The 13,552-nt window shown below is 71.5% G+C and carries 15 protein-coding genes; 7 read left to right on the forward strand and 8 right to left on the reverse strand.

What is annotated here, in order from left to right:
• Nucleotide 1: 1 nt before the first annotated feature.
• Nucleotides 2-907, reverse strand: coding sequence for a LysR family transcriptional regulator (locus OG432_RS27275; RefSeq protein WP_328313608.1), 906 nt, complete (start codon nucleotides 905-907; stop codon nucleotides 2-4).
• 128 nt (nucleotides 908-1,035) lie between these two features.
• On the opposite strand from OG432_RS27275, the gene OG432_RS27280 reads away from it, so the two are divergent.
• From OG432_RS27280 to OG432_RS27295, 4 genes are all read left to right on the forward strand, one after another.
• A complete protein-coding gene (locus OG432_RS27280; protein ID WP_328313609.1) occupies nucleotides 1,036-1,542 on the forward strand; it encodes a nuclear transport factor 2 family protein in 507 nt (168 codons plus the stop codon).
• Between the two features lie 54 nt (nucleotides 1,543-1,596).
• Nucleotides 1,597-2,385 (forward strand): SDR family oxidoreductase, encoded by a 789-nt coding sequence (locus OG432_RS27285; RefSeq protein WP_328313610.1) that lies wholly within the window; start codon nucleotides 1,597-1,599, stop codon nucleotides 2,383-2,385.
• Between the two features lie 94 nt (nucleotides 2,386-2,479).
• A complete protein-coding gene (locus tag OG432_RS27290) occupies nucleotides 2,480-3,196 on the forward strand; it encodes a DsbA family oxidoreductase (protein WP_328313611.1) in 717 nt (238 codons plus the stop codon).
• A gap of 98 nt (nucleotides 3,197-3,294) precedes the next feature.
• Complete coding sequence (locus tag OG432_RS27295; RefSeq protein ID WP_328313612.1) at nucleotides 3,295-4,344, forward strand: aminotransferase class V-fold PLP-dependent enzyme; 1,050 nt, start codon at nucleotides 3,295-3,297, stop codon at nucleotides 4,342-4,344.
• A gap of 10 nt (nucleotides 4,345-4,354) precedes the next feature.
• Here the strand turns inward: OG432_RS27295 and OG432_RS27300 are convergent, their stop codons facing one another.
• Nucleotides 4,355-4,855, reverse strand: a complete 501-nt coding sequence (locus tag OG432_RS27300; protein WP_328313613.1) for a MarR family winged helix-turn-helix transcriptional regulator — start codon at nucleotides 4,853-4,855, stop codon at nucleotides 4,355-4,357.
• 135 nt (nucleotides 4,856-4,990) lie between these two features.
• On the opposite strand from OG432_RS27300, the gene OG432_RS27305 reads away from it, so the two are divergent.
• Both OG432_RS27305 and OG432_RS27310 read left to right on the forward strand, forming a co-directional pair.
• Nucleotides 4,991-6,064 (forward strand): alkene reductase, encoded by a 1,074-nt coding sequence (locus OG432_RS27305; protein WP_328313614.1) that lies wholly within the window; start codon nucleotides 4,991-4,993, stop codon nucleotides 6,062-6,064.
• A gap of 109 nt (nucleotides 6,065-6,173) precedes the next feature.
• On the forward strand, nucleotides 6,174-6,917 hold the full coding sequence (locus OG432_RS27310) for a hypothetical protein (protein ID WP_443058612.1): 744 nt from the start codon (nucleotides 6,174-6,176) through the stop codon (nucleotides 6,915-6,917).
• Here OG432_RS27310 and OG432_RS27315 read toward each other — a convergent pair.
• From OG432_RS27315 to OG432_RS27340, 6 genes are all read right to left on the reverse strand, one after another.
• Entirely contained in the window at nucleotides 6,892-7,560 is a 669-nt protein-coding gene (locus OG432_RS27315; RefSeq protein WP_328313616.1) for a hypothetical protein, read from the reverse strand. The two genes, OG432_RS27310 and OG432_RS27315, sit on opposite strands and share 26 nt — an antisense overlap.
• A 155-nt stretch (nucleotides 7,561-7,715) precedes the next feature.
• A complete protein-coding gene (thpD, locus tag OG432_RS27320) occupies nucleotides 7,716-8,576 on the reverse strand; it encodes an ectoine hydroxylase (RefSeq protein ID WP_328313617.1) in 861 nt (286 codons plus the stop codon).
• 2 nt (nucleotides 8,577-8,578) lie between these two features.
• Nucleotides 8,579-8,983: an ectoine synthase gene (locus tag OG432_RS27325; RefSeq protein ID WP_100574374.1), complete on the reverse strand. Its 405-nt coding sequence runs from the start codon at nucleotides 8,981-8,983 to the stop codon at nucleotides 8,579-8,581.
• Between the two features lie 85 nt (nucleotides 8,984-9,068).
• Entirely contained in the window at nucleotides 9,069-10,340 is a 1,272-nt protein-coding gene (gene ectB, locus OG432_RS27330; protein ID WP_328313618.1) for a diaminobutyrate--2-oxoglutarate transaminase, read from the reverse strand.
• Nucleotides 10,337-10,858, reverse strand: a complete 522-nt coding sequence (ectA, locus tag OG432_RS27335; RefSeq protein WP_328313619.1) for a diaminobutyrate acetyltransferase — start codon at nucleotides 10,856-10,858, stop codon at nucleotides 10,337-10,339. Before ectA ends, ectB begins: the two co-directional genes overlap by 4 nt.
• A gap of 339 nt (nucleotides 10,859-11,197) precedes the next feature.
• Entirely contained in the window at nucleotides 11,198-12,295 is a 1,098-nt protein-coding gene (locus tag OG432_RS27340) for a pyridoxal-phosphate-dependent aminotransferase family protein (protein ID WP_328315261.1), read from the reverse strand.
• A gap of 140 nt (nucleotides 12,296-12,435) precedes the next feature.
• Here OG432_RS27340 and OG432_RS27345 point away from each other — a divergent pair, with 140 nt between their 5' ends.
• Nucleotides 12,436-13,521, forward strand: coding sequence for an amidohydrolase family protein (locus OG432_RS27345; protein WP_328313620.1), 1,086 nt, complete (start codon nucleotides 12,436-12,438; stop codon nucleotides 13,519-13,521).
• The last annotated feature ends 31 nt before the right edge of the window (nucleotides 13,522-13,552 follow it).

Genomic DNA, 13,552 nt, shown 5'->3' on the forward strand with positions numbered 1-13,552 from the left:
TTCAGGGGCTTGGCACAGTCCCCCGCACCACGTCGAGTGCGGCCTTGCCGAAGGCCCGGACGCGGGCGGTGGTGCCGTCGGCGAGCCATATCAGGCCCCATTCCACCGGTGCGGCGTCGCTGAAGGGGACGTACGCGACGTCGGGGCGGGCGAAGTAGCGTCTGGCGTGGGCGCCTACGGACGCGACTCCCTCGCCCGCGCCGACGAGCGTCAGCAACTCGGTGAACGTCGTGGCCGACGGGGCGGGTGCGAGGGGGTGCCCGGCCGGGGTCCGGCGCGGCCGGTGGTCGTCGCGCGGGGAGTCCGGCGGCGTCTCGGCGATCTCCAGCACGGTGACGCGGGCCAGGTCCTCCTCGCGGACGGCGGTTCGGCGGGCGAGGGGATGGCCTGCCGGCACGGCGAGCATGCGTGCTTCCCGCACCAGGACCGGGCCCATGACGATGCCCTCCGCCCGCACCGGACGGCTGGTCAGTACGGTGTCCACCGCACCGCCGCGCAGCCACGGCAGAATGTCCTGCGGGCGGGCTTCGCGGATCTGGACGTCGCACTCGGGGTGCCGGGTGCGGAACGTCTGCGTCGCCCCGACCAGCAGCTGGCCCGCGGCCGGCCCGGAGAAGGCGACCCGCAGCAGTCCGGTCAGGCCGCGCCCGGCATCGACGGCCCGCTCGACGGCGTCGGCGATCCGGTCCCAGGCGGGCCGGACATCCTCGTACAACTGCCGTCCCACCGGCGAGAGTTCGACCCGGCGGCTGGTGCGGTGGAACAGCGGCACGCCGATGCGCCGCTCCAGCTTGGCGATGGTCTGACTGACCCGGGCCGTGGACAGGCGGAGCCGCTCGCCGGTACGGCCGAAGTGCAACTCCTCGGAGAGCGTCAAGAACGCCTCCAGCTCGTACCGCTCCAACATCCCCGCAACCCCTCCGTCGTCAACCGGGGCTCAACGATCGTTGCGCGGATGCGCGTTGATGCCCCCCTTGTTCCCGCAGCAGGATCAAAGGCGTCGGAAAGACCACCTGACCTGCACTGGAGAACATCATGTACGTCACCCGCGACCGCGCCCTGACCGCCCCCGCCGATGACAGCGCCGCGGTGCTCGCGGAACTCAGGGACCGTACGGAGATCATCGACGCGCTCTACCGCTTCGGCCTGGGCCAGGACCTCAAGGACGAGGAACTGTTCGCCTCGGCCTTCGCCGCGGACGCCGAGCTGGACTTCCGCCCGGCCGCCGCCAAGTGGGGAGCCGAGCCGCCGCTGATGTCGGGACGCGACACCATCGTCACCACCATCCTGGGCATGTTCGCCGGCCGCGTGGACACCACCCACCAGGTCACCAACCCGCGGATCACCGTCGACGGCGACACCGCCCGCCTCACCGCCCTGGTGGAAGCCCAGCACCTGCTCGTCGCGGACCGCGCCCGGTACGCGCTCCTTAAGAACCCCTACGACGTCGACCTGGTCCGCGACGGCGACCGCTGGGTCGTCCGGCGCCTCGTCATCGACAACACCTGGTTCGTCGGCGAACCCACCGCGATCTTCGGCTGACCGGTGCCCGTTCACTTCACCCCACCCCGAACGACCCTGCCAGGAAGGTGCGACATGAGATGCGCAGTGCTCGGCGGAACCGGGCTGATCGGTTCCACGATCGTGGAGAGGCTGGTCGAGGACGGCCACGAGGCCCTCCCGCACGCACGCTCCACCGGCGTGGACCTCCTCACCGGCGAAGGGCTCGCCCCGGCGCTGGCCGGCGCCGACGTCGTCATCGACGCGACGCAGTCGCCCGCCGCGGACGACACCGCCGCGGAATTCTTCCGGACCGCGACCGCGAACCTCCTCGCCGCGGCCGCGCAGGCCGGTGTCCGGCACGCCGTCCTGCTGTCCATCGTGGGCGTGGACCGCGTGCCCGACCTCGGCTACTACCGGGCCAAGGTCCTCCAGGAGGGCCTGTTCAGGGCAGGACCGGTCCCGTACTCCATCGTCCGCGCCACCCAGTTCTTCGAGTACGTCGACGCCATCATGTCCTGGACCACCGAGGGCGACACGGTGCGACTGCCCCCTGTCCCGTTGCAGCCCGTCGCCGCCGCCGACGCCGCCCGCGTCGTCGCCGACATCGCCGCCGGCGCTCCGCTCCAGGGGGTGCGCGACGTCGCCGGCCCCGACGTCCTGGCCCTGGACGAGCTCGGCGCGCTCACCCTCACCGCCCTCGGCGCCGCCCGCACCGTCCTGACCGACGCCGACGCCGGCCCCTTCGCCACCGCATCCGGCGGCGCCCTCACCGCACCCGGCGGCGCGCACCTCGCCCCGACGCGCTACCGCGACTGGCTGGCGGCGGCAGCCAGGCACAGGGGAGCCCACCTCGGCGAGGGCGCTTCGGAGACGGAGCAGTAACGCCGGGTGCGCAGGGGCGCCCGCTGGGAATGGGGTGGGGGGCGGTACGTGTTGTAGCGGGTCGTACGGGCTTCAACAATCTGAGAGAAGTGACATGCGCGTCGAGATCTGGAGCGACATCGCCTGCCCCTGGTGCTACATCGGCAAGGCCCGCTTCGAGAAGGGCCTGGCGGGCTTCGCCCACCGCGACGACGTCGAGGTGGTGCACCGCTCCTTCGAGCTCGACCCCGGCCGGGCCAAGGGGGAGGTCGGGCCGGTGATTCCGATGCTGGCCAAGAAGTACGGGCGGACCATCGAGGAGGCCCGCGCGATGGAGGAGAACGTCGCCTCCCACGCGCACGCCGAGGGGCTCGGCTACCTGGCCGAGGGCCGTGACCACGGCAACACCTTCGACATCCACCGGCTCCTGCACCTGGCCAAGGCCCGCGGCCGCCAGGGCGAGCTGCTCGACCTCGCCTACCGGGTCAACTTCGCCGAGGAGCGTTCCGTCTTCGACGCCGCGGTCCTGGCGGAGATCGCGGTCCTGGCCGGTCTGGACGCGGACGAGGTCCAGGCGGTCATCGGCGACGAGAACGCGTACGCCGACGAGGTGCGCGCCGACGAGCGCGAGGCGGCCGAGCTCGGCGCCAACGCCGTCCCGTTCTTCGTGCTCGACCGGAAGTACGGCATCTCGGGCGGCCAGCCCTCCGAGGTCTTCACGCGCGCCCTCGAACAGGCCTGGCAGGAGCACACCCCGGCCCTTGCGGTCATCGCGGGGGAGGGCGACGGCGCCGACGCCTGTGGTCCGGACGGGTGCGAGGTTCCCCGCTGAGTCGCGGGACGGCCCGGCCGATGCATAAGACCTGCTTGGGGGTATGCGTCAATGTTGCCCAATTGACGTGAGGTTGCCGGGGATTCAGGCTGGACCGCATGGAACTGGACTCCCTCGCGCCCGGCGAATTCGCCCCGAAGACCACCTACCTCAACACCGCGAGCACCGGGCTGCTGCCGGCCCGGACCGTGGCGGCGATGAACGAAGCCATCGTCGCCGCGGCCGCCGGGCGCCCGACCGACATGTTCGGTGACGTGGAGGCCGCCCGCGCCGCCTACGCCCGCCTCGTCGAGGTGCCCGTGCGGCGCGTCGCGTGTGGCGCGTCCGTCGCCGTCTACGCCGGACTCGTCGCCACGTCGCTGCCCGAGGGCTCCGAGGTCCTCGTCGCGGAGGCCGACTTCAGCTCGGTGGTCAACCCGTTCCACGTGCGCCGCGACCTGAAGGTGCGCACCGCCCCGCTGGAGGGACTCGCGCAGGCGGTGCGGCCGGGCACCGCGCTGGTCGCGGTCAGCGCGGTGCAGTCGGCCGACGGACGCATCGCCGATCTCGACGCGATCCGTGACGCCGCCCGTGCCCACGGCGCCCGGACCCTGGTCGACGTGTCCCAGGGCGCGGGCTGGTGCCCGGTGGACGCCGGCGCGTTCGACTACACGGTGACCGTCGGCTTCAAGTGGCTGACCGGCCCGCGCGGGGTCGCCTTCTTCACCGTCCCCGACGACCTCGGCGAGCTGACCCCCGTCTTCGCCGGCTGGGTGGCCGGCGAGCACCCCTGGGACAGCTGCTACGGCCCCGTCGAGGAGCTCGCCCACTCCGCCCGGCGGTTCGACGAGAGCCCCGCGCTCTTCTCCTACACCGGGGCCCGGCACTCCCTGGCGCTCCTGGAGGAGCTCGGCATCGAACGCGTCCACGCCCACAACACCGCGCTCGCCGACCGCTTCCGCGCCGGGCTCGCCCCGCTCGGGTACGAGGCGGTGGCCGCGCCCGGCTCGGCGATCGTCTCGGTCCCCCGACTCGGCCATGTTCAGGAGGAGTTGAGCCGTTCCGGCATCGAACTCTCCAACCGTGCGGGCAACTTGCGCGCCGCGTTCCACTACTACACGTCGGGCCAGGACGTGGACCGGCTGCTCGCTCTGCTGCCCGCCCGCTGACCGGCCCGGCTCAGGTCCCGCAGGCCGCCTCGTCGCCGGCCGAGCGGCACAGGTTCTCCTCCACCTTGCCCAACAGCCGTGTCAGCTCAGCCCGTTCATCCGCATCGAGGCCGGCCAGTGTCTGCTCCTCCAGCTCCGTCCAGGCGTCACGCACCCGCTCGTGCAGGACGCAGCCGTCGTCGGTGGCCTCGACGAGCGAGGCGCGCCGGTCCTTGGGATCCGGGGTGCGCCGCACGTAGCCCGCCTGCTCCAGACGCTGGAGCATCTTCGTCACCGTCGACGGATCCAGTTCGAGCAGCTTGATCAGCTGGGACTGGCGGGTCGCCCCCGCGTCCCACAGGTGCATCATCAGGAGCTCCTGCCCCGGGTAGAGCCCGATGCAGCGCAGCTGCCTGCCCGCCGCGATGCGGTGCAGCCGGGCCACCCGGGACACCGCGCGGCTGAACGGACCGCCGCGCGCGGCGCTCGGCAGATGGGCGTAATCGGGACAGACGGGGTCGTCGGAGGTCATGCCCGCAAGATTACCTTGGTCGGCCAATCAATGCGTTACAGTGACTCCCGGCGCCAATACTTGGCCGACCACATATTTTGCCGACCGCATGTTCGTGATCTCCCCTTCTCCCCGTTCGTCTCCTTGGAGGCCGCTGTGACCACCGCATTCGACCCGATCGACCTGGCCGGCACCCGGCTCGCCAACCGCATCGCCCTGGCGCCGATGACCCGCAGCCGGGCACACGGCCCGGGGCACACGCCGACCGCGTCGATGGCCGAGTACTACGCTCAGCGCGCGTCCGCCGGGCTCGTCATCACCGAGGGTGTCCAGCCCTCCCCGGTCGGCCAGGGCTACCCCGACACCCCCGGTCTGCACAGCGCCGAGCAGGTCGCCGCCTGGCGCAAGGTCACCGACGCCGTGCACGCCAAGGGCGGCCGGATCTTCGCCCAGATCATGCACGCCGGCCGGATCGGCCACCCGGACCTGCTGCCCGACGGCCTGATCAATGTGGCCCCTTCGGCGGTGGCAGCCGAAGGGCAGGTCTACACCCACGAGGGCCCGAAGCCGTTCATCACGCCGCAGGCGCTGAGCGAGGACCAGATCCTCGTCACCATCGGCGAGTTCGCCACCGCCGCGCGCAACGCGGTCGACGCGGGCTTCGACGGCGTCGAACTGCACGGCGCCAACGGCTACCTCATCCACCAGTTCCTCGCGCCCAACAGCAACGTGCGCGACGACGGCTGGGGCGGCTCCGTCGAGGGCCGCATCCGCTTCGCGGTCGAGGTCACCAAGGCCGTCGCCGCCGAGATCGGCCCCGAGCGCACCGCGATCCGCCTGTCGCCGGGCAACCCGTACAACGGCATCGAGGAGCCCGAGCCGCAGGCCCTCTACACGGCACTGGTCGACGCCCTCGAACCGCTCGGCCTCGCCTATCTGCATCTGCTCGAAGCCGCCCCGGAACAGCGGGAGTTGACGCTCCGGCTGCGCAAGGCGTTCTCGGGCGTACTGATCCTCAACGCCGCCACCGAAGGCCCGACCGGGCCCGCCGCGCTCACCCTGATCGAGGACGGCACCGCCGACCTCGTCTCCTACGGAGCGCTCTTCCTCGCCAACCCCGACCTCCCGGCCCGGCTCGCGGCAGGCGGCCCCTTCAACACCCCGGACGTGTCGACGTTCTTCGGCGGCGACGACCGCGGCTACCTGGACTACCCCGCGCTCGACGCCTGACGTCCGACACCCGAGGTGTCCGGCGCGTGACGTCGCACGCCTGACGGGTGCGGCGCACGCAATTCGCTGGTCGCGGCCCGGCCCGGCGGTGGAGGATCGCGCCGTGATCATCGACACCGACCCCACGGAGCCGGCGCGCGAAGCCGCCCGCAACAACGCCGCGTGGTGCGCCGCGCTCTGCCGGGCGCACGGCATCACCGGCCACGCCGGGGCGCGGGCCTGGACCAGCCCGCACCGGACCCCGCTCTACTATCCGGACGCAGTGACCCTCACCCCCGATGCCTCGGCCCAGGACGTCGTCGGCGGAATCGACCTCACGTCACCCGGCGCCTCGGTCAAGGACAGCTTCGCGGCGCTCGACCTGAGCGACGACGGCTTCGACGTCCTCTTCGACGCGCAGTGGATCCATCGACCGGCCCCCGAGGCCGCCGGTGAGGGATGGCAACTCGTGCTGGACGAGGGCGAGTTGATCGCATGGGAGGCGGCCTGGGCGCGGGGGGAGAGCGAAGGCCTCTTCCCGGCGGACCTGCTTGCCGCCCCGGACCACGCCTTCCTGGTGGACCGCGACCCGCGGGGAGCGGTGCGCGCGGGGGCCGTCGCCAGCAGAAGCGGAGCCGTCGCCGGCACGAGCGGGGCGGTCGCCGGCACGAGCGGAGCGGTCGTCGGGATCTCCAACCTCTTCGCCGCCGACGACGACCTGGACGCGGCATGGGCCGGCGCTCTGGACACCGTCGCCCGCGCCTGGCCGGGGCGCGCGGTCGTCGGCTACGAGAGCGGCGACGACCTCACGGCCGCCCTGCGCGCGGGCTTCACCCCCGCGGGGCCGCTCAGAGTGTGGCTGCACCGGAGCTGAGCGGCTCGCCGTACCAGCGCCACGAGTCCGGGCGGGACCGCCCCGGCAGGTCCGCGCGGCCACTGGCCCACAGCAGCACCTGCCAGCGGTCCTGGTCGTCCGGCACGTCCCGGAACAGCCGGGCCAGTACCCGGTCGCACAGTCCGGCGGGCGGCGCCCACGTCAGGCCGAGGCCCTCGGCCACGTCCTGGGTGTGCAGCAAGGTTTCCACGATGCCCATCGCGCCGAACCCCTCGGGATCCGAGATGCCGAAGCCGTGGTAGGCGCGTACGTCGGGCGACGTGGTGCGCACCATCGCGGTGAGCAGGGCGCCGCTCGCCTCCAGGGTCTGCAGGAGCCCGGCCGGCCCCGCGGCGCGGTCCGCGTGCACCGAGTTGCGGGGGCCGCCGGGACGCCTGGCCTCCCACAGGTACGGCACCTCGCCGTCCAGCGGGGGCTGGGCCGGGCCCATCTGTACGGCGTAGGCGAAGAGGTCGTCCGAGAGGTGTTCGACCGTCTCCCAGCAGTCCCACTCCAGCGTTCCCGCCTTCGCGCTCCAGTCCGCCGCGAGCCCGGCCCGCAGCGCGGTGACGGACAGCCGAACCGCGTGCTCCACATCGGCGGCGGTGACGGGAGTTCGGGAAGGTTCATCAACCATGGACATGGGGCGACCGTACCAACGATCTCTGTGGACGGTGCCGGGACGGCCCCCAGGCCGGGGGTCCAGGGGGCGGCCCCGGACCCCCGGCCTGGAGGTCGTTCACATCACCTGCGTTCACGTCGCCGGGGTGCAGTGCGCCGGCGTTCAGTGCACCGGTCTCACATCACCGGCGTGAAGTCCCGCGCACCGATGAACTCCGGGCGCCGGATCGGTGCGGCGAACGGCTCCACCGCGGTGTTCTCCACGCTGTTGAAGACGATGAACACGTTGCTGCGCGGGAACGGGGTGATGTTGTCCCCGGAGCCGTGCATCGCGTTGCAGTCGAACCAGGTCGCCGAGCCGGCGCGGCCGGTGAACAGCCTGATGCCGTGGCGGTCGGCCATCTTCGTGAGCGCCTCGTCGGACGGCGTTCCCGCGTCCTGCATCTGCAGGGACTTCTTGTAGTTGTCCTTCGGCGTCTCGCCCGCGCAGCCGAGGAAGTCCCGGTGCGACCCGGGCATGATCATCAGGCCGCCGTTGGTGTCGTGGTTCTCGGTCAGCGCGATCGAGACCGACACCGTCCGCATGTTCGCCAGACCGTCCTCGGCGTGCCACGTCTCGAAGTCCGAGTGCCAGTAGAAGCCCGAGGCGCCGAAGCCCGGCTTCACGTTGATCCGCGACTGGTGGACGTAGACGTCCGAACCGAGGATCCGCCGCGCCGTACCCACCACGCGCTCGTCACGCACCAGGCGCGCGAACAGCTCGCTGATCTTGTGGACCTCGAAGACCGAACGCACGGACTGCGACTGCGGTTCGATGATCGACCGCTCGTCGGCGCGCACCGCGGGGTCGGCGATCAGGCGCTCCAACTCGGTCCGGTAGACCGCGACTTCGTCGTCCGTGAGCAGATCCTGGATCGACAGGAAGCCGTCCTGCTCGAAGGATTCGAGCCCGGCCGCCGGTCCCCAGACGACCGGGTCCTGGCGGGGTGTGATCACCTCGGCGGCGCCACGCGTGGGGTAGAGATCCTGGGCGGTCATGGTCAGCCCTCCTCGGGTTCGGTCAACAGGGGGTAGACGCCGTTCTCGTCGTGGTCCTCCCGTCCGGTGACGGGCGGGTTGAAGACGCAGACGCAGCGGAAGTCGGTCTTGGGGCGCAGGGTGTGGCGCTCGTGGCCGTTCAGGAGATACATCGTGCCCGGCTCGATCCAGTGGGTCTCGCCGGTCTCCTCGTTGGTGAGCTCGGCCTCGCCCTCGGTGCACAGGACCGCCTCGATGTGGTTGGCGTACCACATGGAGGTCTCGGTGCCCGCGTAGAGCACGGTCTCGTGCAGGGAGAAGCCGACCTTCTCCTTCGCGAGGACGATCCGCTTGCTCTCCCACGTGCCTGAGGCGGCCTTCACATGGCGGTCGGTGTTCTCGATGTCCTTGAACGAGCGGACAATCACGGTGAGTTGCTGCCTTTCTGTGTACGTCGGTGTACGGCGGTGCACGTCCGTGCGGATGCGCCGGTGCGCCGGGCGGCGGGGCGGGTCAGACGGTCGCGGCGACCGCGCGGGCCAGCGTGCGCAGCCCCTCGTCCAGCTCCTCCTGCGTGATGGTCAGCGGCGGAAGCATCTTGACCACCTCGCTCTTGGGACCCGAGGTCTCCAGGAGAAGCCCCAGCTCGAAGGCGCGGGCGCAGACCTCGGAGGCGCGCGCCGGGTCGGCGAACTCCAGGCCCCACACCAGACCGCGGCCGCGGTAGCTGGCACCGAGCCCGCTGTGCTCGGTGCACAGCGCGAGCAGGGCCTGCTCGATCTGCTCGCCACGCGCCAGGGTGTGCTTCTCCATCTGCCCGCCGTCGGCCCAGTACGCCTCGAGCGTGGCGGTCGCGGTGACGAACGCCGGGTTGTTGCCGCGGAAGGTGCCGTTGTGCTCGCCGGGCTCCCACACGTCGAGCTCGCCCTTGAACAGGCAGAGCGAGAGCGGGAGTCCGTAGCCGCTGATCGACTTGGAGACGGTGACGATGTCCGGCACGATGCCCGCCTCCTCGAAGGAGAAGAAGGCGCCGGTGCGGCCGCAGCCCATCTGGATGTCGTCGACGATGAGCAGCATGTCGCGGCGGTGGCACAGGTCGGCGAGCGCGCGCAGCCACTCGGGCCGGGCCACGTTGATGCCGCCCTCGCCCTGCACGGTCTCCACGATCACGGCGGCCGGCTTGTTGAGGCCCGAGCCCTGGTCCTCCAGGAGCCGCTCGAACCACAGGAAGTCCGGGACCTGGCCGTCGAGGTAGTTGTCGAACGGCATCGGCGTGCCGTGCACCAGGGGGACGCCCGCGCCGGCCCGCTTGAAGGCGTTGCCGGTCACGGCGAGCGAGCCGAGCGACATGCCGTGGAAGGCGTTGGTGAAGGACACGATCGACTCGCGGCCCTTGACCTTGCGGGCCAGCTTCAGCGCCGCCTCGACGGCGTTGGTGCCCGTCGGGCCGGGGAACATGACCTTGTACGGCAGGTCGCGCGGGCGCAGGATCACGTTCTGGAACGTCTCCAGGAACGCCCGTTTCGCGGTCGTCGCCATGTCGAGGCCGTGCGTGATGCCGTCACGCTCGATGTAGTCGATCAACGCCCGTTTCATCACGGGGTTGTTGTGCCCGTAGTTGAGTGAGCCGGCACCGGCGAAGAAGTCCAGGTAGCTGTGGCCGTCCTCGTCGGTGAGGCGGGCACCCTGCGCGCGGTCGAACACGGCGGGCCAGCCGCGGCAGTAGCTGCGTACCTCGGATTCGAGCGACTCGAAGACACTGAGGGCGGGCGGGGTGATGGTCACAGCGATTCTCCCTGGGGGTGGAGGGGGCCGATGCGGTAAAGGACCTCGGGCTGGTGCCCGTCGTCCGGAAACAGCCCGGCGTCGAAGAGGACCTCGCGGCTGAGCAGGGCGCCGCGGCGCGTGGCGTACGAGGTGAAGAGCCGGTCGGAGGGGATGTTGTCCGGCGACACCGTCGTCTCGACGCGGGTGATCCCGTGCGAGTTGGTCACCTTCGAGGTGAGCGCTTCCAGCAGCAGTCCGGCCAGACCCTCGCCCCGGTGGGCGTGGTCCACGGCGACCTGCCAGACGACCAGGGTGTCCGGTCGTTCGGGCCGTACGTAGCCGGTGATGAACGCGATCGGCTCACCGTCGGTGCCGCGGGCCACCACGGAGGTCCGGGCGAAGTCACGGCACCAGAGCAGATAGCTGTACGAGGAGTTGAGGTCGAGCACCTCGGAGTCACGGGCGATGCGCCATATCGCGGCTCCGTCCTCCACTCGTGGGCTTTCGATTCGGACTGCTGTTTGTGCGGCGGTCATGCCGAGGGAATTTACCGATCAGAAATTGAAATCGCATTCCCGTCGGGGGGTGTGCATCGAGGAGATCCGTGTTATCACGCGAGCATGCACGCGAGCCGGTTTGTCCGGTAATTACCGGACAAAAAGGAAGGGTTGTGGAGTCGATCACACCCGCGCGGCGTGCCGGAAACCTTGATGAAACCTGTGCGTTTAGGGCCGCGGGGCCGGGGCAGAAGAAAACGGGAAGCCGCAGTGGATAAGCGGCTTCCCGTTCTGTGGAACGCATTGTGGAATTCAGTTGTTCTTTATGTGTCCAGCTTTATGTGTCCGAGGAAGTGCCGGAGGATCGCCGCCCAGGTGTCACCACGCTTCGGAAACGGCCCTGCGGGCGCCCTCCAGGTCCACCGCGATCCCGTATTCACCCAGCGCCGCCCCGAGCGCGGCGAGCGACGACTGGACCACGCCCCTCGTGGCGTCCACGCCGTAGTGGTTGACCCGGACCATCGTCGTCGCCAGTGCCCCGCCGCCCGCGATCAGGGGCAGCGACGGGTCGGCGGCGAGAGCCTTGGCGACCAGCTCCCCGGCATCGACCGCGTCGGGCACGCGCAGGGTCGTGGCCACCGGGGCGGCGTCCGCGGCCTCGTGCACGTAGGGGAGAAGGCCGCCGCCGAGCGCGAGGGCGCCCGCCCGGGTCGCCGCCGCGGCCGAGGCGTGCCGGGCCGTCACCGCGGCCAGGCCCTCGGAGTCGATGCGCTCCACGCACGCCTCGAGGGCCAGCATCTCCAGCTGGGCCGGCGCGTGCGGCAGGGCCGTGCGGCCGCCGTCGATCCAGCGCTGCTTCCAGTCCAGGAGCGAGAGGTAGGAGTGGCGGGGCGCCTTCGGGTTGGCGGCGATCCGCTCCCAGGCGCGGGCGCTGACGGAAACCGCCGAGACGCCGGCCGGGCCGCCCATCGCCTTCTGTCCGCCGATCACACACAGGTCCACGCCCCAGGCGTCGACCAGGAGCGGCTCGGCGGCCACCGAGGCCACCGCGTCCAGCATGAACAGCGCTCCGTGCCGGCGCACCACCTCACCGATCTCCGCGACCGGGTTGGTGTTGCCGGTCGCCGCCTCCGCGTGCACGAGCGAAACGAAGTCGATCTCCGGGCGTTCGGTGAGCGCACGGTCGATCTGCTCCGCGGTGACCGCCGCGTGGAAGGGCACCTCCAGGTCGACGACCTCGGCCCCGCAGTCGCGCAGCCAGTTGCCGAAGGTCTGCCCGTAGGGACCGGTCACCACGTTGAGCGCGGTGGAGCCGGGAAGCGCCGCGCCCCGGATGCAGCCCTCCAGGGGGAGCAGCGCCTCGCCCTGCATGATCACCACGTCCTGTTCGGTGGCGAGCAGGGCGGCCACCCGTCGCTCGATCGCCGCGAAGTGGGCGGCGGTCAGCGGGGCCAGGTCCAGGAGCGGGTGTGTCACGGCGATGCCTTCTTCGGTCGGGTCGGGGGTCACATCGGGGATCGGGCGGCCGGGGGTGACATCGGGGTGCACGCCGGGATGCACGCCGGGTGTCCGATCCTCTGGATGGAGACTACCCAGCGCCTCGTACAGTGCTGACCATGAGCGATCGCACGGTGCTGCATGTGAAGGGGCGCGTCCTCGCGGGGCCCGAGGAGGTGCGGGAGGAGCTGTGGGCGGTCGACGGGCGGATCACCTACGAGCGGCCGCCGGGCGAGGCCGTCACCGTCACCGGATGGGCGCTGCCGGGCCTGGTCGACGCGCACTGCCACGTCGGCCTCGACCAGCACGGCCCGGTTCCCGACGAGGTGAGCGAGAAGCAGGCCCTCACCGACCGCGACGCGGGGACGCTCCTGGTGCGCGACGCGGGATCGCCCTCCGACACCCGCTGGATCGACGGCCGCGAGGACCTGCCGAAGATCATCAGGGCGGGCCGGCACATCGCGCGCACCCGCCGCTACATCCGCAATTACGCCCACGAGATCGAGCCCGGCGACCTCGTCGCGTACGTCGCCCAGGAGGCGCGGCGCGGCGACGGCTGGGTCAAGCTGGTCGGCGACTGGATCGACCGGGACGCGGGCGACCTGGCCGCCTGCTGGCCGCGCGGCGAGGTGGAGGCCGCGATCGCCGAGGCGCACCGGCTCGGCGCCCGCGTCACCGCGCACTGCTTCGCCGAGGACTCGCTCAGGGACCTGGTCGAGGCGGGCATCGACTGCATCGAGCACGCCACCGGCCTGACCGAGGACACCGTCCCGCTGTTCGCCGAGCGCGGCGTGGCCATCGTGCCGACCCTGGTCAACATCGCCACGTTCCCGCACATGGCCGACGGCGGGGAGGCGAAGTTCCCCGACTGGGCCGCCCACATGCGGCGGTTGTACGAGCGCCGCTACGACACGGTGCGCTCGGCCTACGACGCCGGGATCCCGGTCTTCGTCGGTACGGACGCGGGCGGCTCGCTGGCCCACGGCCTGGTCGCCGCCGAGGTGGCCGAACTGGTCAAGGCCGGAATCCCCGCGCTCGACGCGCTCTCCGCGACGGCCTGGGGCGCCCGCGCCTGGCTCGGCCGCCCCGCCCTCGACGAGGGCGCCCCGGCCGACCTGGTGGTCTACGACGAGGACCCGCGTGCGGACATCCGCGTCCTCGCGGCGCCGAGCCGGATCGTGCTCAACGGCCGGATCGTGGGCTGACCCCGGCCGAGGTGTCCGGTTGACCGGGCGT

The organism is Streptomyces sp. NBC_00442, from assembly GCF_036014195.1.
Lineage (GTDB): Bacteria > Actinomycetota > Actinomycetes > Streptomycetales > Streptomycetaceae > Streptomyces.

Excerpts from the sequence above, each read along its gene's own strand:
- OG432_RS27275 (WP_328313608.1), bottom strand. The coding sequence starts at position 907 with ATGTTGGAGCGGTACGAGCTGGAGGCGTTCTTGACGCTCTCCGAGGAG.
- OG432_RS27280 (WP_328313609.1), top strand. The coding sequence starts at position 1,036 with ATGTACGTCACCCGCGACCGCGCCCTGACCGCCCCCGCCGATGACAGC.
- OG432_RS27285 (WP_328313610.1), top strand. The coding sequence starts at position 1,597 with ATGAGATGCGCAGTGCTCGGCGGAACCGGGCTGATCGGTTCCACGATC.
- OG432_RS27290 (WP_328313611.1), top strand. The coding sequence starts at position 2,480 with ATGCGCGTCGAGATCTGGAGCGACATCGCCTGCCCCTGGTGCTACATC.
- OG432_RS27295 (WP_328313612.1), top strand. The coding sequence starts at position 3,295 with ATGGAACTGGACTCCCTCGCGCCCGGCGAATTCGCCCCGAAGACCACC.
- OG432_RS27300 (WP_328313613.1), bottom strand. The coding sequence starts at position 4,855 with ATGACCTCCGACGACCCCGTCTGTCCCGATTACGCCCATCTGCCGAGC.
- OG432_RS27315 (WP_328313616.1), bottom strand. The coding sequence starts at position 7,560 with ATGTCCATGGTTGATGAACCTTCCCGAACTCCCGTCACCGCCGCCGAT.
- thpD (WP_328313617.1), bottom strand. The coding sequence starts at position 8,576 with ATGACCGCCCAGGATCTCTACCCCACGCGTGGCGCCGCCGAGGTGATC.
- ectA (WP_328313619.1), bottom strand. The coding sequence starts at position 10,858 with ATGACCGCCGCACAAACAGCAGTCCGAATCGAAAGCCCACGAGTGGAG.
- OG432_RS27345 (WP_328313620.1), top strand. The coding sequence starts at position 12,436 with ATGAGCGATCGCACGGTGCTGCATGTGAAGGGGCGCGTCCTCGCGGGG.